The organism is Streptomyces sp. NBC_00457, assembly GCF_036014015.1.
Lineage (GTDB): Bacteria > Actinomycetota > Actinomycetes > Streptomycetales > Streptomycetaceae > Streptomyces.
The window spans coordinates 169,189-189,470 of sequence record NZ_CP107905.1 but is presented as its reverse complement, the minus strand read 5'-3'; the positions used below and the strand labels follow the sequence as shown (position 1 = coordinate 189,470).

Genomic DNA, 20,282 nt, shown 5'->3' with positions numbered 1-20,282 from the left:
ACGAGAGAAGGCGGCTGCGCCCGGCATGAGGACACTTGAGACGAACACGAACCGCCAATAGGAACCCTTGCGTCACCGCGAGAAGAGAGAGGGTGGCTCGGTATGCGCAAAGTCCTGATCGTCGGCGCCGGGCAGTCTGGGCTGCAACTCGCCCTCGGACTGCAGCGGCACGACTACGACGTGACCGTGATGTCGGCGCGCACGGCTGACGAGATCGAGCACGGCAACATTATGTCGTCGCAGTTTCAGTTCGACAGCACGCTCAAGTTCGAGCGCGATCTCGGAATTTACTTCTGGGACGGACAGGCGCCCCGAACCCCCTTCACCCGCTTTATGGTGGGCGCCGAGGGACCCACGCCGGTCGTCGACTGGACCAGCCCGCTGAAGAAGCCCGGCGCCGACATCGACCAGCGGCTCAAGATGTCGCGCTGGCTGCGGCTGTTCGTGGAGAACGGCGGCAACCTGATCATCAAAACCGCCACTGCCGCGGACCTCGACACGTGGGCGGGCGTGTACGACCTCGTCATCGTCGCCGCCGGCAAGGACGGACTGGCCGAACAGTTCGAGCGCGACGCGTCCCGATCGCCGTATGCGGCGCCGCAGCGGATGCTCTCGGTCGTCTACGTCAACGGCTACCAGCCCGATCCGGCCGATCCCGGTGACCACACAGTGGAGTTCCACATGCTGCCGGGCAAGGGCGAGATGATCGTGATGCCGGCGCTGACCGTCTCAGGTCCCTGCCACATCCTGTTCTTCGAGGCCATACCCGGCGGGCCGCTGGACGTGTTCGGCGACGTCCAGTCGCCCCAGCAGCACCTGGAGCGCTTCGTCGAGCTGCTCGAGCTGCACGTGCCGTGGACGCGCGAGCAGTACAGCAAACTGGAACTCACCGACGCGGGCGCCACGCTGCGCGGCGGGTTCGCCCCCGTTGTCCGTCATCCGGTCGCGACGCTGCCCTCCGGCCGCCGCGTGCTGGGCATCGGAGACGTCGTCGTGGCCAACGACCCCATCACGGGGCAGGGGTCGAACATGGCCGCCAAGTTCGCTGCCGTCTACCTCGACGCCATCCTGGAGCACGGAGACCGGCCCTTCGACGGCGCGTTCATGGAGCGCGCCTTCGAGACGTTCTGGACGCAGCACGGGCGCGCGACCACCGAGTGGACGAACATCATGCTCCAGCCGCCGCCCCCGCACATGCTCGAGCTCCTAGGGGCCGCAAGCCAGTTCCCCGCGATCGCGAACCGCTACACCGAGGCCTTCGACGACCCCAACGACTTCCTCGAGTGGTTCACGGACCCCGACAAGGCCGCCGCTTACCTCGCCGAGGTCGTCGGCGCCGCGGCCGGATCAGCCCACTGAGACATGGGCATCACTGGTGCACGAGCAGCGGGATCTGTGACGAGGGGAGACTCCCGCCGCCGGTCCGATCGCCCCAAGGCCCGAAAACGTAACGGAGTTATGGTATAAGCATGAACAAGAAGCGCAGTTACGGCGAAGGGTGCCCGGTTTCCCACGCGCTGGACCTCGTGGGGGAGCGGTGGGCCCTTCTGGTGGTGCGTGAGCTGCTGCTCGGGCCGAAGCGCTTCAGCGACCTCAGGACCGCCCTCTGCGGCGCCAGTTCGAACATCCTCACGATCCGACTTCGCGACCTTGAGGAAATCGGTGTGCTGCGCAAGTACCGCGCGGGTGCCCCGGTGAGCGGCCCCGTGTATGAGCTGACCGACTGGGGCCGGTCCCTGGAGCCCGTTCTGTTCGCGCTGGGCAACTGGGCGGTGGAGTCGCCCTTCTGGGATCGGCATGCCCCTTCGACCCTGGATTCGCTCCTGCTGTCCCTGCGCTCCCAGGCCAAGTTCATCTTTGCTGCCGGGGCGCCGGTGACCGGCACCTGCGACATGCGCGTCGGGGACGATCGGTTCATCCTGCGCTTCAGCGACGCCGGGTTGGACGTCGCCCGCGCCGCCGCCTACGAGCCCGACGCGGTCGTCCAGACCGACGTCCGCACCCTCAAGATGCTGATCACCGGTGACGAAACGCTCGACGACGCCGTCGACGCGGGGCGTGTGACGCTCGGCGGCGACGAGCGCTTGATCAGATCCCTGATCAAGTAGCAAAGCCTGCAGATTTCGGTGCTGAACAGCAGGTGAAGCTCCACCTCTCCATGCTGCAGTCGGGTGGAACAGGTTGTGCGCGCTCCGGGGCACCCCTAGGCTGGCGGTTCAAAAATTGAATCAGCTGATCCAAATAAGTAGTGTGGTTGATAGCTGTCGCCGCAGGCCGCAGAGCCTCCAAAAGGAGTGAGCACACCCATGCAATCCGCCGAATCCGGGGCAGCAGCACCCCACAAAGGCTGGACGCTGGCCCTCAGCTCGGTGGGCGTCTTCATGGCCGCCCTGGACGCCCTCGTCGTGACCACCGCCCTGCCGGCGTTACGCACCAGCCTCAACGCGAACCTCGGCGACCTCACATGGACCATCAACGCCTACGTCCTCACCTTCGCCTGCCTCCTACTGCCCGCGGCCGCGCTGGCGGACCGCTTCGGGCGCGTTCGGGTGTTCGCAGTCGGCCTCGTCGTCTTTGCGCTGACGTCGGCGATGGCAGCGCTCGCCCCGAACGTCGGCGTGCTGATCGCGGCCCGCGCCGGCGAAGGGCTGGGCGCCGCCATCATCATGCCCATCTCGCTCACGCTGATCAGCGACGCCTTCCCGGTCGAGAAACGGGGCGCGGCTATCGGCATGTGGGGCGCGGTCTCGGGCTTCGCGGTCGCCATCGGGCCGGTCTTCGGCGGTGCGGTCGTCAACGGGCTCAGCTGGCACTGGATCTTCTGGTTCAACGTCCCCATCGGTGTGGCGGCAGGCCTGCTCTCGCTGTCGCGGCTGAAAGAGAGTTACGGTCCGCGCCAGCCCCTCGACCTCTACGGGCTGGCCCTGGCCTGCGTCGGCTTCTTCCTCCTGGCCTGGGGGCTGGTGCGGGTCAGCAGCGTCGGCTGGGGCAGCGCGCAGGTCATCCTTTCGCTGATCGCCGGAGCGGCCGTCGTGGCAGTGTTCCTGGTGGTCGAGAGCCGCAGGCGCATGCCGATGGTGCGCCTCGACCTGTTCCGCAACCGTGCCTTCAACGCGGCGAGCTGGGTCACCTTCTTCATGTACGCGGCACTGTTCGGCGCGCTGTTCCTGATGGCGCAGTTCCTCCAGGTCGGGCTCGGCGACACCCCGCTCGAGGCGGGCCTGCACTTGCTCGCCTGGACGGGTGTGTCGATGTTCATCGCCCCGGTCGTCGGCCCCATGGCCGACAAGTACGGCAACCGCCCGTTCATGGCCGTGGGCATGGCCCTGCAGGCGATCGGGTTCGGATGGGTGGCGATGGTCGCCGAGCCCGGCGTGAGCTTCGGCGAGGTCATCGGAGGGCTGCTCGTCGCCGGCGTGGGCATCGGCATCGTCTTCCCGACCGTTGCGAACGGAGTAATGACCTCGGTGGGTCCGAACGAGACCGGCATCGCCTCGGGTACCAGCGCGACGCTGCGCGAGCTGGGCGGCGTCTTCGGGGTCGCGTTCACCGCAACTGTCTTCGCCCACACGGGCAACTACACCTCCCAACAGACCTTCATCACCAACTTCAGCCATGCGCTCGGGCTGTGTGCGGCGTTCTCGGCGGTCGGCATCTTCGCGTCGCTGGCGTACCCGAGCCACCGCGCTCTCACCCCAGCCCCCGCCCCGGCCGTCCAGCCTGTGGAATCGGCCGTTCCGGCGGTCAACGACTGATTCACGCAGAAAGGAGACGAGGCCTGCGCCTTCCTCTACCGGCGACGCGAATCCTCTCCCACAGAGCGCCGGTGCACACGATCCCGTTCCACGTGGCCGGCCGCGATCGGTTCTCTGAGCCGTCGACCGCGGTGATCCGTAAGCACACACGAACGAAGCGAGGCAAGGATCTTGACTACGCAAGAGCAGAAGCTGGAAGAGGCCGCCATCCTCGACGTCGTCAAGGGCGTCTACGAGGCCTGGAACAACGCCGACCCGGACGCCTTCGTCGCCGAGTACTTCGAGGACGCCACTGCGGTCCTGCCCGGCTCGTACCTGAAGTCGCGCCAAGGCATCCGCGACGCCATGGCGTTCTCCTTCAACGGGCCGCTGAAGGGCACGCGGTCGTCCGACAAGGTGCTGGACGTCCGGCTCCTGAACGACGACGCGGCCGTGGTCATCAGCGAAACAGGCATTCTGATCCCCGGCGAGAGCGAGGCCCCGCCCGAGCGGACGGTGTACGCGACCTGGGTGCTTGCCAAGAAGGACGGCAAGTGGCTGCTCGCGGCCTACAGCAACAGCCCGTCGGTCGGGCCCGGCCAGTCGTAATCACGGGCTGATATGACTGTGCCCCGTCCCGGCCGACCGGGACGGGGCACAGCGTTTTCCGGCGGATCAGGCCGCCGCGGGTCAGGTCAGTTCGCCCGAGACCAGCCGGCAGCCGGGGTTCGGCCACGGGCCTGCCGTACCCGGTCTGTGGGTCGCGGCCGGCGTACACCCGCGTCTGCCAGCCGGATCCGGCCAGCCACAGACCGAGGTCGTCCCGCACTGACAGCCACTGCGCGCCCGAAGCCACCACAGCCTCGAGGAGTTCCCGGGCCTTCTACGGCAGGTGGTCCAGGAACATCCGGCTGCCGGGTGCGGACCGGCGGTGACCGTGGCCAGCAGCTCGTCCCCGGCCTGCTCGGTGAGGAAGCAGAGCAGCCCTTCGATGAGCCACGCCGTCGACGCCGACGAGTCAAAGCCGGCCTTGCGGAGCGCCGCGTCCCAGTCCTCGGTCAGAGACGCCTCCACGCCGTGCCGCTTGGCAGGTCGGAGTCAGCCGGGAACGCGCGAAGAGTTCGTTCCTGTAGGCCGTCACGTCCGGCAGAACGACCTTGTGCCTGTCGGTGCCCAGCGGGCGCGGCGTCCCTCCACTCCGTAGTCAAGGCAGCCGGTGGCTGTGGGCCGCAGGCGCGTCGAGGGTCACGGCACCATCCAGGACAGGAGGGTTGTGGATTGCAGACCGACGAGTAGGCACATTCCGATAAGCAGCAGAGCGCTCCAGCCCAGCATCTTGCGAAACAGGTCGCCTTCGCGTCCGGTCAGCCCTGCGGCGCCGGCAGCGATGGTCAGGTTCTGCAGTGAGATCATCTTGCCGATCACTCCTCCGGAGGCGTTGGCGGCCGTGACCAGGACTGGCGAGAGCCCGGTGTTCTGTGCAGCGGTGGCCTGAAGTGCGCCGAAGAGTGAGTTGGATGAGGTGTCGGAGCCGGTGAGGGCAACGCCGAGCCACCCCAGGACCGGTGCGAGTACCGCGAAGAACGGGCCGGCACCGGACATCCACGTGCCCAGTGTGGCGGCTTGCCCGCTGGCGTTCATGACGAAGGAGAGCCCAAGTAGCCCGGTTACGCAGAGGACTGCCTCGCGCAACTGGCCCAAGGTACGGACATAGGCGGAGCAAGCCGCCCGCGGGTGGATGCGGAGCACCATCATGGTCAGCAGGCCGGACACCAGGAGCAGGCTCCCCGGAGCGGAGAGCCAGTTGAGCTTGAATACCGACAGGGTGGAAGGGGCGCCCGAGGCGGTGCGCAGGTGCAGGCCCGGCCAGTCGATCGCGACGGTGGCGAACTCCAGCGCCCGTTTTACTGGCGGGAGTTGTGACAGCGTGAATGTCATCACGATGATCAGATACGGTGCGAAGGCGCGCAGAGCGGCCGTGCGATCGTGGGGCGGCCGCTGCCTCTCCGTGAACGCTGGGGGTGGAAGGTCGACCGCTCCTCCGGCGATGACCGGCACCGATGCGGGGGAGGTCACTTTGATCCGGGCGGTCACGATCACAGCGCCAGCGCCGGCCAGTGCGGCGGCGATGTCGGCCAGGGGCATCGAGACGTAATTCGAGGCGACGAACTGCGCGAGCGCGAAGGCTAGTCCGCAGGCCAGTGCGGGCCACCAGCGTTCGCCCAGTCCCCGGCGCCCGTCGACGATGCCCACTAACAGCAGCGGAACGAAGAGTGCGATGACGGGGACCTGCCGTCCAGCCATCGAGCCCAGGTCGTCCACAGGCAGTCCGGTGACTTTTGCAAGGGTGGTGATGGGCAGGCCCAGCGGCCCGAAGGCCGCCGGAACCGTGTTGGCCACCAGTGCGGTACTCGCCGCCCGGAATGGGCTGAATCCGACAGCCAGCAGCATCACCGTAGTGATCGCAACGGGTGTGCCCTGTCCCGCGAGTGCTTCCAGCAGCGACCCGAAACAGAACGCGATAAGCAAGGCCTGGATCCTACGGTCATCAGTGATCCGGACGAGGGCACGCCACTGCACCTGGAAGTGTCCGCTGTCAACGGTCATCTGGTAAATCCAGATCGCCGTGGTGAAGGTCCAAGCCAGCGGGAACAGCGCGAAGGCGACGCCCTGGCTCGCCGCCAAGGCGGTCTGTCCGACTGGCATGGTGTACACGAACAATGCGATGGCCAGGCTCACTGAGAGCCCACTGAACGTGGCTACCCACGCTCTGGTGCGGAAGACGCCGAGCAAGAGAAGGAGCGTGATGATCGGCATTGCGGCGATGAGAGCGCTCCAGCCGAGAGAGCCCGCGAAGGGAAGCAGATGTTGCTGGTACACCGCGATCTCCTCAGCTCGGGCTGCCGGGCACAGCGCAGGACATGCAAGTCCCGGGTCTCATGGAGGCTCTCCTTGCGGCCAGAGCCTCCTGGCGGGCTGGTGCTCATACTTGAGTGGTGAGCCGTTCGTAACCGGTTGATGACGGTCTGCCGCTGTACGGCGGCCTCGGCTACCGCAGCCTGCGTGCTCGGTGCTGGACAACGGGCGCAGAAATCCAACGAGCCCGCACTGCCCCTGCTGTGCTTGTATCGAGGATTCCGCTGTCTCCTCGGAGCCTGGTATCCGCATGACCGTGCAGCCGTCCGGCTACCGGGCGGCTGCACCGGGCTCGCTTCTTTCCCGCACGCGACTGACCGCACCGTCATCGGCATCCTGCCGGGCACTCCAGGCCGGTGACCGTCGCGGGCCGGCTACGCAAAGACCGGGGCGGGTTCCGGACGCGGCGCAGCATCCCTGGTCGCCTCGCCGATCGCGTCGACCGGCGTTATGGAAGCCTGAGTTCGGGGTGGTAGACGTCCAGCCACACGTCGAGGTCGAGGGCCCGCTCCAGGCCCAGCCGCGTCAGCCGGTCCATCGCGGCCGGGTCGCGCTCCGTCGCAGCCTTGAGCCAGCCCCGGTCCACCAACTCGAACACTTCGTGATCGCGGCGCGTCAGCAATTCCTTGCCCTGTAGCTGGAGCTCCCGGCTGTAATAGGGATCCTGAGTCGACGGATACGGGCTCTTCGGCCGCCAAGCGACCGACTCCGGAAGCATCTCTTTAATCGCTCCACGCAGCAGGCTCTTCTCCCTGCCGTCGTAGGTCTTCAACGACCAGGGCGCGTTGTAGACGTATTCGACGAGCCGATAGTCGCAGAACGGCACCCGGACCTCCAGTCCGACTGCCATGCTCATTCGGTCCTTGCGGTCGAGCATGTACCGCATAAAGCGGGTCAGGTGCAGATAGATCATGACCCGCATGCGGTACTCGAAGTCGTCCTCGGAGTCGAGCCGCCCGACTTCCCCGACGGCGCTTTCGTACCTGTCCAGCCGATACTCTTCGAGTTTCAGTTGCGACACCAGTTGCGGGTTCAGCCCGGTGGCGTCCTTGTCGAACGGGCCCACGCTGACGGCTATCCACGGAAACGCGCGTGCGCTCTGGATGGCGGGGATATGCATGTGCTTGTACCCGCCGAATATCTCGTCCGCCGCCTCGCCGGACAGGGCGACGGTCGATTTCTCACGAATCGACTTGAAGAGCAGGTACAGCGAGAAGTCCATGTCGCCGACCCCCATCGGCGTGTCCCGCGCGATGAGCGCGGCCTTGCGGACGTCGGGGTCGGCCAGCGCCTTCGGGTCGAGCACGATGTCGGTGTGCTCCGAGCCGACATGTTCGGCGACGTCGCGGATGAACGGTGTGTCCGGGGTGTCGCGCAGGTCGTCCGGCTTGAAGTTCTCTGCCTGACCCATGAAGTCGACCGCGAATGTCGACACCCGCTCGCCGCCGAGATGGGCCGCGGCCAGCGCGGTGAGCGTGCCGGAGTCGAGCCCGCCGGACAGCAGCACGCAGCGTGGCACGTCGGCGACGAGCTGCCGCCGCACAATGTCGTCCAGGAGTTCGCGAACCCGACCGACGGAGGTGTCCACGTCGTCGGTGTGCGGCCGGGTCTCCATCCGCCAATAGGTGCGCTCGTGCACGCCGGCGTCGTCGACGGTGACCATGGTGCCGGGCTCCACTTGCCGTATGTCCGTCCAGATCGCGTGTCCCGGCGTAAAGGCGTATGACAGTGTCTCGCGCAGCCCATCTGCGTCCACCACGCGTTTGGCGAGCGGGTTGGCCAGGATGGCCTTCTGCTCCGAACCGAAGATGACGCCGTCGGGCGTTCGGTAGTAGTAGAACGGTTTGATCCCCATGCGGTCGCGGATCATCACGAGCTTCTGGTCCCGCGCGTCCCAGATGGCGAACGCATACATACCGTTGATCCGATCGGCCAGCGCCGCTCCCCAGCGCAGGTAGCCGCGCAGGACCACTTCTGTGTCGCTGGAAGTGGTGAAGCGCTCTCCCTGCCGGGTCAGCTCCTCGCGCAGTTCGACGAAGTTGTAGACCTCGCCGCTGTAGACGAGCGTCACATCGCCCTGTTCGGTGTGTGCGGTCATCGGCTGCACCCCGCCGGCCAGATCGATCACGGCCAGCCTCCGGTGGCCGAGAGCGGCGTGCCGGTCGACCCACGTGCCGCAGGCGTCAGGACCCCGGCACTCCATGGTCTCGGTCATCGCATCCAGGACCTTGCGCTCGCGCGTGAGGTCGCGGTCGAACGCCACCCAGCCGGTAATTCCGCACATCTGCCCGCCTCCTGTGGCAATCAAAAGGTTCGGTCCTGCTTCGAATCACGCGGAGCCGCGCAACAGTGCGGCCGCCCGTTCACCGATCATGACGACGCTCAGGTGCGTGTTGGCGCAAACCATGCTGGGCATGATCGACGCGTCCACAACATGGAGGTTCTCGACCCCGTACACCGCACAGCGCTGATCGACAACCGCCCCCGGGTCGTCAGCCGGCCCCATGCGCACGGTGCCCACCGGGTTGTAGGCGCTGTCCACAGCCCTCTCGATGTAGTCGCGCAGGGCCTCGTCGTCGTCCATGACGCGCTCGTCCAGCCCGACCAGCTGCTCACCCTTGTTGAAGATCTTCGGTGAGCGCGCCAACTCCCAGCAGCCCCTGACGCCCTCCGCGAGCAGACGGTAGTCGCGCTCGTCGGAGAGATACCCCAGGTCGACGCGGGGAGCAGCGTACGGGCTCGACGACGCGAGGGTGACCCGGCCGCGCGAGTGCTGCCGACGGAGCACGACCATCACGCCGAACACCGCCCTGGCCCCGGCGACCCGCCGCAATTCGGGAAAGTGGAGCGTGAGATCGAAGCGGTTGACCATCGCGTAGTACTGGTCGTTGAACCGGTCGTCGGTCGTGCGGGTCACGATCTGCCCGGTCGACTTGCCCTCGTTCTCGTAGCCCGGCTTGGGCGTCATGAACACGCCGATGCGCGGCTGGTCAGTCAGCCCCGCACCCACGCCGGCCAGGTCCGCCCGCACGGGCACGCCCAGCGCGCGCAGGTCCTCCGCGGGCCCGATCCCCGAGCGGAGCAGGATCGCCGGCGATGCGACCGCCCCGGCCGCCAGGATCACCCTCCGCGCACGGATCGTCTGATACGGGCCGCCGTCTGCGAACAGGACCACGCCCGCCGCGCGCTCTCCCTCGAACAGGACCCGGTCGACGAGGGCGTGGGGCAGGATCGTGAGATTCTCCCGCGTGCTCGCCGGCCAGAGGTACGACATCGCCGTCGACACGCGGATCCGCGGATCGCGCCGATTCGACGGGATCGGTCCGACGCCGGTCGACTCGGGGTGGTTGTGGTCCTCGGCCCACGGGTGGCCGGCAGCGAGACAGACCTCGAGGAACGCCTGCTGAACGTCCGTCAGTTCCTCGGGGCGCCACCTCCTGACGGGCACCGGCCCGCCGCGGCCGTGGACGTCACGGTCGCCGAAGTCCAGATCGTCCTCGAGCGCGCGGAAAACCGGGAGTACGTGCTCCCAGCCCCACAGCGGGTTGCCGTGCTGCGCCCACTCGTCGTAGTCCTGCGGCGTTCCCCTGATCACGACCGTATTGCCCACGGCCGAGGAGCCGCCGGTGACCTTCCCGAGCGGAAACATGACGCGGCGGTTGCGCGTGAGCTGAGTAGTGAACCCCCAGCTGTGCTTCACGAGCGACATCGCGTTGGCGTCCAGGATGTCGTCCGGGGTCCTCGCCTGCGTGGCGTAGTGCCGCCCGGCCTCGACCAGCAGCACCCGCCGGCCGGGGTCCTCGCTGAGGCGGGCGGCCAGCACGGCGCCGGCACTGCCTGCCCCCACGATGATGTCGTCATAGATCTCCGGTGCCGACATGCCCGCCCCTCACCGCTTGCGGGCGAGGCCGCACCACATGGGCAGCGGCTTGGGCCCCGAGGCGCCCTGCGGCGGCCGCCAGAGCTCCGTCTCCACCACTCCGGGCGGCACGACATCCATGCCGTCGAAGAACCGCGAGACATCGGATCGGGTCCGGCGCACCACGGAATCGCCCGTCTGCTTGTCCATTTCAGTCAGCATCGCGTTCAACGCCGTGTCCTCGTCGTCCTTGGCGAAGTGGGAGAGCGCCAGATAGCTGCCGGAGGGAACGGCGGCGAGCAGCTCGGCCAGGATCCGCTCGGGCCCGTCGGCGTCGTCGATGAAATGGAGCACGCCGAACAGAATGAGCCCGACGGGCTGGGAGAAGTCGAGCGTCGCGGCGGCCCTGCGCAGGATGTCCTGTGGATCGCGGAAGTCCGCGTCGAGGAAGACGGTGTCCGGGTCGGAGGCAAGCAGGTGTTGCCCGTGGGACGCCACAGAGGGCTCGTTGTCGACGTAGACGACGCGGCAGCCGGGCGCGACCGCGCGCGCGGCCTCGTGCGTGTTGCCCATGGTCGGCAGCCCGGTGGCCAAGTCAAGGAACTGCCGTATCCCGCACTCGCCCGCGAGGTATCCGACGATGCGCCCGAGGGCGTTGCGCGCCGCGTGGAGGTCGATGCGCACTCCTTCGACACCGCCGGGCTCACCCGGCCAGTTGACGAACGCGTTGTCGCCGACGGCGCGGTCAGACGCGAAGTTCGCGGTCCCGCCGAGCAGGTAGTCCATGATCCGCGCCGTATTGGGGATCATGGCGTTCACCCCGACCGGCGCCTCCTCAAGACGTGTTGCCGTCGATGGGTTCTCTGACATGCTGCAGCCTCCTTCGAGCCACGGCACCGGAGCTCGCGGCGTTGTCGAGACCAGAGTGACGCCGCGGGCACGCCGGCGCTTCTCGCTCCGTGCCCCGCGGGCGAACAGTGCCGGGCAACTCCGGAGTAGTCCGCCGAGGCCGCCGACGCGACGCTTGACGAGAGGGATTCAGAACCTGCGTCCCTGGCGACGTGTGCCCGTGTCGCGTCGCGCTTCCCGCAGCCCATGTCAGCGAGGATCATGAATGACGCCTCAATACGATGACATCGTCGTCGGCGCCGGGTCGGCTGGCGCCGTGCTCGCCGCGCGACTGAGTGAGGACGCGTCGCGCCGTGTGCTTCTCATCGAGGCCGGCCCCGACTATCTGACGTCGCAGGAGACACCTGACGACATCCGCACCGGCAACGCGATGTCCTTTCAGGACCACGACTGGGAGTTCAAGGCGGACATCCACGAAGGGCGCAGGATCCGCTTTCCGCGCGGGAAGGTGACCGGCGGCTCCTCGGCCGTCGGCGCCACAGTCGCGCTGCGCGGTGTTCCCGCGGACTACGACGAGTGGGCGCGGGCCGGAAACCCGGCGTGGTCCTGGCGCGAGGTGCTCCCGTACTTCCGACGCCTGGAGGACGACCTCGACTTCGGCGGCGAGTACCACGGCCAGGGCGGCCCCTACCCGATCCGCCGCTGGCGCGCGGACGAGCTGGTGCCGGGGCAGGTCGCCTTCGTCGAGGCCTGCCTCGAAGCGGGCTTCCCCGAGGCCAAGGACCACAACCATCCCGAGGCGACCGGCGTCGGCCCGATCCCATCGAACCGACGTGACCGGGTGGACAGGGTCACCACCGCGATGGCCTACCTGACGCCAGCACGGGGCCGCCCCAACCTGGACATCAGGGCCCATACGGTCGTCGACCGGATCGTGTTCGAGGGGGCGCGCGCGGTCGGCGTCACGGCCTCGGTGGCCGGCAGCGCGTACGAGACGATCAGCGCGCGGCGTGTGATCCTTGCGGCCGGCGCCGTGGCCTCGCCGATGATCCTCATGCGATCCGGCATCGGTCCCGCCGCGGAGCTGCGACGGCTTGGCATCGACAGCCGCGCCGACCTGCCGGGCGTCGGCGCGAACCTCGTCGACCACCAGCGGACCGGCGCGTTCCTCGCGCCGCGCCCCGGAGTCTGCGACCCGTCGGGCCCGTTCCTACAGGAGATCCTGCGCACCACCGCGACGGGCTCCGACGAGACGAACGACCTGCAGTACTACATGGTGAACCACTTCGACCTGGCGCACTTCCCTGAGCTCCAGATGCTCTCGGGAACGACGATGATCCTCGGCGTCATGGTCGTGTCGCAGCGGCCGCGTTCCCGCGGAACACTCGCGCTGACCTCCACGGACCCGCTGGCACCGCCGCGGATCGAGCTGAACTTCCTTGCAGACGGCGGCCGGGAGCTCGACCTGCTCGTAGAGGGCGTGCGCACCTCGTGGCGCCTGGCCAACCATCCGGGCATCCGCGGGCTGGCGCAAGGCTTCGTCGTCCTGCGCGAGGCGGTGATCGACAACGACGACATGATCCGGCAGTACGTCAAGACGAGCATCGACAGCGCCTACCACCCGGTGGGGACGGTGCGCATGGGGCCGGCGGAGGATCCCTCGACCGTCGTCGACGAGCGGTGCGCGGTGCATGGGCTCCAGTCCCTGTATGTCTGCGACGCCTCGGTGATGCCCAACACCGTCCGCGCGAACACAAACCTCACCTCGATCATGATCGGCGAGCGTACGGCGGACTGGCTGCGCGCGTAGCCGCACGGCACGAACCGGCCGCAGCGGATGATCCGCTCCGGCCGGTTCCGTGTCTGCGAAGCCCCGTCAGGTCACCGCGCGCACCGTCATCGGCAAGCCGCCGCGGATGCGCAGGGTCAGCATCGCCTCACCGGCCACCCGGTATCCGGGTACCTTCGTCAGACGCAGATCGCGTGCAACCGTGGCGAGTACGACGGTGGCCTCCATCATGCCGAGGCTGTTGCCGACGCAGAACCTCGGTCCCGCGCCGAACGGGATGTAGGAGTAGCGGTTCCTGCCCGCCGACGCGGCGGGGGTGAACCGCTCCGGATCGAAGCGCGTGGGTTGCGTCCAGAACGACGGGTGCCGGTGGAGCAGGTACGGGCAGAGCAGCACGTCGGAGCCGGCGCCGACGGGGAATCCGCCGATCTCGTCATCCGCGCGGGCGATGCGCGGCAGCAGCCAGACCGGGGGATAGAGGCGGATGACCTCGTCGAGAACCTGCGTCGTATACGTGAGCCCGTGCATGCTCTCGATGGTCAACGGCCCGTGTCCGAACACCGCGACGGCCTCGTTGTGCAGGCGCTCCCACACCTCCGGGTGCTCGTCGAGCAAATGGAACGCCCAGCTCAGTGTGCTGGCCGTGGTCTCGTGGCCGGCGAGCAGCAGGGTGACCAGCTCGTCGCGCATACGTACCCGTCCGACGCGTCGGTCGGGTTCATGGCGGACCGACTCGATCAGCCGAGAGACGACATCGTCGCCTGCGGGCCGTGCGGCGCGATCGGCGGCCAGCCGGTCGACAACGCGCTGCAAATCCCGTCTCGCCCGCCGGAAGCGCATCTGCAGGGGCAGCGGAAGCCACAGCGGCACCGTGCCCAGCGTGATGGCGTCGAACATCGCCTGGTTTTGGACGGCCTCGAACGAGTCGCCGAGCGACTCGAATTCGCCGAGGTCAGCGTCGATCAGTGTGCGCCCCAGCACGCCGAGGGTGAACGCGGTCATCTCGGCGCGCATGTCCACCGGGCCCTGGCCGACCTGCGTGCTGAGCCGCGCGGCCAGCCGCTCTGCCTCGTCGCTGATGGCGCCGAGCTGGCCGGCAATCCGTTTCGGTTGGAAGACCGGCTGGATCGTCTTGCGTTGCCCGCGCCAGACCTCGCCGTCGCTGGTGAGTAGGCCGTCCCCGAGGGCGCGCCGGGCGTGGATCATGCCGAGACCCTTGGTGTAGTTCTCGGCGTTGTCGGCCAGGACGTGCTTGGCGTGGTCGGGGTGGTTGAAGAAGTAGAGCGTCTTGGGGCCCAGAGGCAGACGAACAGCATCGCCGTACTCGGCGGCGGCCCACGCCATGACATCGAGACGGCTCCGCACCATCCTGGCGAGGATGGGGAGTGTGGAGGCACGCGGCGGCCCCGGGATCCGACGGCCGGCCCGCCTGACCGCAGGCCTCATGGTCGTCACGAAACGGCCCGCCGGAGCTCGGCGAGCCCCAAGGTGATGCGCTGCCGCCAGAGTTCGTAGGTGGGGACGTCGGAGTCGCCGAAAGGCTCGGTGCGGCTGGTGTCGGCCAGGTCGGCCGCTTGAGCCGGCGTGACGCCGCAGAGCAGGTCGGTCGCCAGCCTGGTGTTCGCCGTCACAAGGCCGGCCTGGAGCCGGGCGGTTGCGGCGAACACAGCACCCTGCGCGACCTGCGGCATGTGGTTTCCGGCGCGCCGCATGAAGGCCTGCAGTTCCTCCTTGTCCACCCCACCCGCGTACGTCGCGGCGAGGCCGGCGCCACTGTAGAGGTCGGCCCGCCGGGTTTCGTCGAACGCGTCGATCAGGTCGGCGGCCATCTCAGGGTCGGCTCCGCCGACAAACCAGATCGCCCGCCCTATGCCCTGGTCGATCACCCGGCTCGCGTACGAGGACGGGCCGCCCGCCGGCCAGGGGAAGTTCGGCTCCTGATACTGCCGGCGCACGTACCGGTCGGTGTGGAAGTAGGCCTGGTGGAATCCATACCCGTCGAGGACGAGCCAGCGCAGCAGCGGATCAGCGGCGGCTGCGGACACCTTCGCCCATCGGAACCGCGGCAGTCGGGCCATGGCCCAGCCCACCCCGACGTAGACCATGTACACATGGTCCCTGGCCCTGCCCTCAAGGAACCGGCTCACGTTGCGGCCTCCGAACGGGAGGCCGTCGCGTATCGCGAAGCCCATGCCTGCGCCCTCGTAGGCGAAACCGCGGAACTGCCACGGCAACTCCTCGAGACGCTCCTCGGCCTCCGCCGGCACGCGCGCCTCGGCGGCATACGCGTACCCGGTGAGGAAGGTCTCGCCGACCGTCTCCAGCATCTGCCGCGCGGGCGGGCTCTTTACGTGGAAGCCACGGACCGAAAGACTCGCCTCCGACGTGCTCGGCGTCAGAACCCGCCTTCTGAGCGCTCGCCAACCACTGGCCATCGTTCTCTCCTCTGGGCGGATCGATACCTGGAGATCTGAGTGGGATCGTGTCAACCCGCCGGTTGGCGCGCCTACTCTCTGGTTGCCGTCATGACGCCGCGTCAACGCGCTGCGGTCTCCGGGGCCCGCTGAGGCGCCGGGTTCGGCTCGGGAAGGAGCCGGTTGTCGAGCTCTGGTAACGCCAGCAGGATCGGCAGGTCGGTCTTGTCCACGGCGCGCATCGGGATGCGGAGATTGACGTTCTGGTCGGCCCGCACGGCGATCGGCTTGCCCGCGCCCACTAAGAGGGGATAGCGGGCCCACGGGCGCGGGTCGACGTCGACCCAGCGCACCGCCACCGCGGCCGCGCGCACGTACCACTGACCGACGGGCACTCCGCTCAGTTGGTACTTCAGCACTCGGCAGCCGTAGGCGGGGCTCTCGAGGATGTCGCAGGAGACTGGCATCCCCTCGACGATGGGGCTGCCGAATGCGCCGACATAGACGCGCAGCGGCGTGCTGCTCGGTGGCAGCACCACCGTGCCCTGCACCGCGCCGGATCGGCGGCCCGCGTCCGTCTCGAAGCGCGGAAGTGGCGGCAGGCCGCTGTGTGACAGCGACCGGAAGCGGGTCGGCGAGACACCGACGCTCCGAGTGAACCGGGTGGTGAACGTTCCTAGGCTGTTGTAGCCCACCTGATAGGAGATGTCAGTTACGCTCTGCGACGTCTCCAGCAGCAAGTTCTTCGCGCTGTAGAGGCGGATCGCGGTCAGGAAGCGCCCCGGCGACGTGCCCGTGAGAGAGCGGAAAACCCGCGAAAAGTAGAACTTGCTTAATACGGCGGTGTCGGCAATCTCGTCTAAGGACAGTGGTTCACTGTAGTGATCCCACATCGTCGTTATCGCGCGTTCGACCGCCAGTCTCGATACCTCCATATGGAGCCCCCGTTGTCTCGATGCGGCTACCCCGTGATCGGCCGCTGATCCCATCCAGGGCAGCCTCTGAGATGCGGTTCGATGATGCGCATGTCACGCGCGACAACACTTCTTTGAAGTTGCCTGTATCGGATTTGCACCGTCGGGGTATTCAGGTGGTTCTTGTGAAGCGATTTACCGGAGTGTCCTATGTGACATTTGGTCAGATTGTTTTGCGAGCACCGCGAGTTGCTGCCGGGCTCGTGGCGCGCTTGGATCAGGACGCGCGGTTCGCCGAGCTGGCTCCGGAGCCACTTCATGAGAGACGAAGGTGGTCTCCGGGAAGCGGGAGACCTGTCGGGGTGCCCCGGGCCGCCGGTGTGCGGTGCCGTTGTGCGAGCTGCGCCCCGTGCGGCGCGCAGCGTCCCCGGATGCGCGTAGCGGCGTGCAAGCGCCGCTGCGCTTGGAGAGGCCGACCGAGGCCTCGATGCCGGAGGCGGGCGGTGGTGGCGAGCCCTCTTCCTTTGCGCCCGCGACCGGTTGTCCACCCCGGCGGGCAGTCGTATCGGGCCGCTGTCCAATTCGATCACCGCAAATGGCAAGTGGCTAATGGCGTGGCCGGGCAATCCGAATATGTGATTCCGGTGAGGAAATCAGGGCTGCCTTCACAAGCCACGGTGCCGACGCCTTCGGTGAGGAAAGGGAGAGGGAGTGATTCCGTTTGGTGAACCCATTACTCGGGCTCGTTCAGTCGTGGCAGGGAGGCAGAGTGAACGCCACCGACGGCGAGCCGGAACGGCCGTCCGGCCGAGATCCGTATACACCTGGCGCGAAATACGCGGCCGCGTGCGCTGTGGGGACGGCGAGGTTACCGACCGTCATCTCCAGTGCTTCCAGCGTCAGCGTCACCGCTTCGTCCAGCTGTACGTCCCTCCCCGCCGTGTAATCCTGCGGGCGCTGCACGACCTCTACGTCCGGAGCCGCCCCGTGTTTTTCGCACCGCCGGAATGCCTGGTTTCGAACGGTACGTCCTCGCCTGCGCCCGGATCGTGCTCGACCGGCTCGGCGGAGGCATCGGGCAGATCCTGGCCGGCAAGGCGCGGCTCGGTGCCGATGAAGCCTTCCACGAGACGGGCGAGTGGCTCGATGCCTCCGCCAACTCCCTCTACTGCTCGGTCAAGAACGACCGCGACGGGCCTTCGCTCGCGGCCCGTCTCCGCGCCGCCGGCAGCATCCGGCTTTCTGCTGGATCTGCTCTTTGCTCTCGACCGTCGTCCCCGCCCCTCCAGTTACTAGCTGGAATGGGAGCTTGCCCGATTCCCACTGCCCGGCTGGAAGACACCGGCAACTGCTCGGCGCCGCGGATCGCATCTCAGGAATGGGCGAGGTGTCCACACAGCGTCGTCTTCCGCCCAGGTCGAGGTAGTGGCCCGCAGGCCGGCACGGCGCGGTGCTGGACGCATGTTGTGAGGACCTGGACTTCATGCTGCCGCAGGTAGGGGCACACTGCGGGACTCCCGAACCGTTAACAGGCCTGCCCTAGGCGGCGGTGCGCGGGCTGGTTGGCGACGTCATCGACCCGGTCGGGACCCGGGGGCCTCGGCCCGCACACTTCGGTTTCTGCGCGGCACGTGCGTCGGCCTAGTCGAGTGCAAGCACGGCAACCGACCGGGCTGAGCGCACCGCTCAACCACGGCGCGCGCCAGCGGCTTTCATCGACGCCGCCGCTTTGTCGCCGTCGTCGCCGGCGCCCACGAGCATGCTGCATACCACTGTCTGGAAGCAGGCGTCGGCGTCGTAGGGCTCGATGAGGTATCCGCCGAGTTCCAGCGTGACGAGCCCGTGGACCCCGATCCACATATGGTGCGCCACGCGAGTCGGGTCGTCGGCGCAGAACCGGCCCGCCGCCATGCATCTGTCCACGGCACCCACCAGCGTCTGCAGCGTGTAGCGGCCGTGCTGTCGTTCGTCGTCCGAGAGTGCGAAGCCGCCGAGGCTCGCTCCGCCGAACATGATCGAGTACAGGTACTGATGCTCGATCGCGTTGGCGCGGTACGCGTATCCGAGCGCCGCGACGTCGGCGACGGGGTCGTCGGTCTGCGCGACCTCGGTCATCCGGTCGTTCAGACGCCGGAAGCCTTCGTGCACCATGGCCCTGACCAGATCGTCCATGCCGCCGAAGTGGGTGTACACCGCGGTGGTGGAGGTGCCCACGGCAGCGGCGAGCCGCCGGGTGGACAGTGCGCTCGGTCCCTCCTCGCTCAGCAGGCGAGCCGCGGCCAGGATCAGGTTCGCGCTCACTTCAGGGTCGGCTTGTCGAGGGCTCACTCTTGACATGGTCGCACAGAAGGGTGAGTGTAACAATGTTACGTAACGCCGATGTGTAACGGAGGCGGGATGGGCGGCGCACCGTATACCCAGGTAGGCGGCTACCGGCCGGTCTCCCGTGAGGCCACCGTGTTCCAGCCGGAGGTGATGGGCACACTGCCGCCCGAGCTGAACGGCACGTTCGCCCGCATCGGACCGAATCCTCTGGGTGTGCCCGACGCGCGTCGCCACGCGTTCGAGGGGGCGCCCATGGTGCACGCGATCCGTATCCGGGACGGACGCGCGGAGTGGTACCGAAACAGATGGCTCCGGACCGACCGGGTCTGCGCCCATCTGGGAGAGCTGCCCGCGCCGGGACCGCGCCACGGCCTGTCTGACGACGCCGGGGGCAACCTCGTCCGGCACGCGGGCCGAATCCTCGCGCTGGGCGACGGGGGTGTGCTGCCGATCCAGATCGACCCCGATCTGGCCACCGCGGCCCGCGTCGACTTCGACGGGACGCTCTCGGCCGGGTTCTCCGCCCACCCGGAGATCGATCCGCTCACTGGGGAGATGTTCGCGGTCGCCTACTATCACGAGCCGCCGTACGTCCTCTACCTCGTCATCGGCGCGGACGGCACGGTACGCAGAACGCTGCCGATCGCGGTGAAGAGTCCGCCGATGATGCACGCCTTCTCGCTGACCGAACGCTACGCGATCTTCTACGACCTCCCCGTCGCCTATGATCCGGCCGCCGCAGCCGGCGGCTCGCGCGTCCCGTACAGGTGGCGACCGGATCACGAGGCCAGGATCGGTGTGCTGCCGCGCGAGGCCGATGCGCCCGATGTGCTCTGGATGAATGTCGATCCCTGCTACGTCTTCCATCCGGTCAACGCCTACGAGCGCGCGAACCGGATTGTCATCCACCTCGTCCGCCACGCGCGGGTCTTCGACCGCGAGCCGCTCCGGCCGGGCGAGTCGGCTCCCACGCTCTGGCGGTGGACGGTCGACCCGCGCAGCGGCACGGTCGTCGAGGAACAGCTCGAAGAGTACGTCGAGGAGTTCCCCAGGATCGACGACAGATATAAGGGCTCACACAATCGGTACGGCTTCGCTGTCGCCATGTCCCCGTGCGAGAGCGGCGGGTACCTCGCCGGCCCCGGACTCCTCCGTCACGACCTCATTGGCGGCCGTACGGAGACCCACCGGTTCGGGCCGGGCCACGAAACAGGCGAGGCGGTGTTCGTACCGCGCCGTCCCGACGCCGCCGAGGCGGACGGCTGGCTGCTGAGCTTCGTTTACGACGCGGCGGACGACCGCAGCGAACTGGTGGTTCTGGACACGGCCGACTTCACTGGAGAGCCGGCAGCGGTCGTGCGTCTGCCGGTGCGAGTGCCGCACGGTCTGCACGCGGCGTGGATCGCGGACTGACGGACACCGCGGCTCCTTTTCGCGATCGGGTCAATTTGGAAGAAGGCGCGGGCCGCCGCGGTCCTTAGT

At 67.9% G+C, this 20,282-nt stretch carries 14 protein-coding genes and 2 pseudogenes; 7 read left to right on the top strand and 9 right to left on the bottom strand.

The window, feature by feature from the left end:
* The first annotated feature begins 102 nt into the window (after positions 1-102).
* The 4 genes from OG828_RS00935 to OG828_RS00920 all read left to right on the top strand — a co-directional run bounded on the left by OG828_RS00935 (position 103) and on the right by OG828_RS00920 (position 4,343).
* A complete protein-coding gene (locus OG828_RS00935) occupies positions 103-1,359 on the top strand; it encodes a styrene monooxygenase/indole monooxygenase family protein (protein WP_328499742.1) in 1,257 nt (418 codons plus the stop codon).
* A 110-nt stretch (positions 1,360-1,469) separates the two neighbouring features.
* Complete coding sequence (locus tag OG828_RS00930) at positions 1,470-2,108, top strand: winged helix-turn-helix transcriptional regulator (RefSeq protein WP_328499741.1); 639 nt, start codon at positions 1,470-1,472, stop codon at positions 2,106-2,108.
* Positions 2,109-2,306: 198 nt separating this feature from the next.
* Positions 2,307-3,755: an MFS transporter gene (locus OG828_RS00925; RefSeq protein WP_328499740.1), complete on the top strand. Its 1,449-nt coding sequence runs from the start codon at positions 2,307-2,309 to the stop codon at positions 3,753-3,755.
* A 171-nt stretch (positions 3,756-3,926) separates the two neighbouring features.
* The gene (locus tag OG828_RS00920) at positions 3,927-4,343 is read left to right on the top strand and encodes an SgcJ/EcaC family oxidoreductase (RefSeq protein ID WP_328499739.1); all 417 of its coding nucleotides are present in this window, start codon (positions 3,927-3,929) and stop codon (positions 4,341-4,343) included.
* Between the two features lie 81 nt (positions 4,344-4,424).
* Here the strand turns inward: OG828_RS00920 and OG828_RS49405 are convergent.
* The 5 genes and pseudogenes from OG828_RS49405 to OG828_RS00900 form a co-directional block, all read right to left on the bottom strand.
* A pseudogene (locus tag OG828_RS49405) lies at positions 4,425-4,814 on the bottom strand (class I SAM-dependent methyltransferase); the annotation flags it as partial.
* Between the two features lie 165 nt (positions 4,815-4,979).
* Positions 4,980-6,614 carry an L-lactate permease gene (locus OG828_RS00915; RefSeq protein ID WP_328499738.1) on the bottom strand — a complete coding sequence of 545 codons (1,635 nt, stop codon included), beginning with the start codon at positions 6,612-6,614 and terminating at the stop codon, positions 4,980-4,982.
* Positions 6,615-7,098: 484 nt separating this feature from the next.
* Positions 7,099-8,934: an asparagine synthase (glutamine-hydrolyzing) gene (gene asnB / locus OG828_RS00910; protein WP_328499737.1), complete on the bottom strand. Its 1,836-nt coding sequence runs from the start codon at positions 8,932-8,934 to the stop codon at positions 7,099-7,101.
* 45 nt (positions 8,935-8,979) lie between these two features.
* Positions 8,980-10,530, bottom strand: coding sequence for a GMC family oxidoreductase (locus OG828_RS00905; protein ID WP_328499736.1), 1,551 nt, complete (start codon positions 10,528-10,530; stop codon positions 8,980-8,982).
* A gap of 9 nt (positions 10,531-10,539) precedes the next feature.
* Positions 10,540-11,379 (bottom strand): SAM-dependent methyltransferase, encoded by an 840-nt coding sequence (locus tag OG828_RS00900; RefSeq protein ID WP_328499735.1) that lies wholly within the window; start codon positions 11,377-11,379, stop codon positions 10,540-10,542.
* A 244-nt stretch (positions 11,380-11,623) separates the two neighbouring features.
* Between OG828_RS00900 and OG828_RS00895 the strand changes: the two genes are divergently transcribed.
* Positions 11,624-13,168: a GMC family oxidoreductase gene (locus OG828_RS00895; RefSeq protein ID WP_328499734.1), complete on the top strand. Its 1,545-nt coding sequence runs from the start codon at positions 11,624-11,626 to the stop codon at positions 13,166-13,168.
* Positions 13,169-13,234: 66 nt separating this feature from the next.
* Here OG828_RS00895 and OG828_RS00890 read toward each other — a convergent pair whose 3' ends face one another.
* The 3 genes from OG828_RS00890 to OG828_RS00880 form a co-directional block, all read right to left on the bottom strand.
* Entirely contained in the window at positions 13,235-14,515 is a 1,281-nt protein-coding gene (locus OG828_RS00890) for a cytochrome P450 (protein WP_328499733.1), read from the bottom strand.
* Between the two features lie 83 nt (positions 14,516-14,598).
* A complete protein-coding gene (locus OG828_RS00885) occupies positions 14,599-15,582 on the bottom strand; it encodes a DUF1702 family protein (RefSeq protein ID WP_328499732.1) in 984 nt (327 codons plus the stop codon).
* A 101-nt stretch (positions 15,583-15,683) separates the two neighbouring features.
* Entirely contained in the window at positions 15,684-16,496 is an 813-nt protein-coding gene (locus OG828_RS00880) for a helix-turn-helix transcriptional regulator (RefSeq protein ID WP_328499731.1), read from the bottom strand.
* A 971-nt stretch (positions 16,497-17,467) separates the two neighbouring features.
* On the opposite strand from OG828_RS00880, the pseudogene OG828_RS00875 reads away from it, so the two are divergent.
* A pseudogene (locus tag OG828_RS00875) lies at positions 17,468-18,018 on the top strand (hypothetical protein); the annotation flags it as partial.
* A gap of 143 nt (positions 18,019-18,161) precedes the next feature.
* On the opposite strand, the gene OG828_RS00870 reads toward OG828_RS00875, so the two are convergent.
* Positions 18,162-18,803 (bottom strand): TetR/AcrR family transcriptional regulator, encoded by a 642-nt coding sequence (locus OG828_RS00870; RefSeq protein WP_328499730.1) that lies wholly within the window; start codon positions 18,801-18,803, stop codon positions 18,162-18,164.
* Positions 18,804-18,872: 69 nt separating this feature from the next.
* On the opposite strand from OG828_RS00870, the gene OG828_RS00865 reads away from it, so the two are divergent.
* Positions 18,873-20,213 (top strand): carotenoid oxygenase family protein, encoded by a 1,341-nt coding sequence (locus tag OG828_RS00865; protein WP_328499729.1) that lies wholly within the window; start codon positions 18,873-18,875, stop codon positions 20,211-20,213.
* Positions 20,214-20,282 lie beyond the last annotated feature (69 nt).

Coding starts and splice junctions, on each gene's coding strand:
- OG828_RS00935 (WP_328499742.1), top strand. CDS start 103: ATGCGCAAAGTCCTGATCGTCGGCGCCGGGCAGTCTGGGCTGCAACTC.
- OG828_RS00930 (WP_328499741.1), top strand. CDS start 1,470: ATGAACAAGAAGCGCAGTTACGGCGAAGGGTGCCCGGTTTCCCACGCG.
- OG828_RS00925 (WP_328499740.1), top strand. CDS start 2,307: ATGCAATCCGCCGAATCCGGGGCAGCAGCACCCCACAAAGGCTGGACG.
- asnB (WP_328499737.1), bottom strand. CDS start 8,934: ATGTGCGGAATTACCGGCTGGGTGGCGTTCGACCGCGACCTCACGCGC.
- OG828_RS00905 (WP_328499736.1), bottom strand. CDS start 10,530: ATGTCGGCACCGGAGATCTATGACGACATCATCGTGGGGGCAGGCAGT.
- OG828_RS00900 (WP_328499735.1), bottom strand. CDS start 11,379: ATGTCAGAGAACCCATCGACGGCAACACGTCTTGAGGAGGCGCCGGTC.
- OG828_RS00895 (WP_328499734.1), top strand. CDS start 11,624: ATGACGCCTCAATACGATGACATCGTCGTCGGCGCCGGGTCGGCTGGC.
- OG828_RS00890 (WP_328499733.1), bottom strand. CDS start 14,515: ATGGTGCGGAGCCGTCTCGATGTCATGGCGTGGGCCGCCGCCGAGTAC.
- OG828_RS00885 (WP_328499732.1), bottom strand. CDS start 15,582: ATGGCCAGTGGTTGGCGAGCGCTCAGAAGGCGGGTTCTGACGCCGAGC.
- OG828_RS00880 (WP_328499731.1), bottom strand. CDS start 16,496: ATGGAGGTATCGAGACTGGCGGTCGAACGCGCGATAACGACGATGTGG.
- OG828_RS00865 (WP_328499729.1), top strand. CDS start 18,873: ATGGGCGGCGCACCGTATACCCAGGTAGGCGGCTACCGGCCGGTCTCC.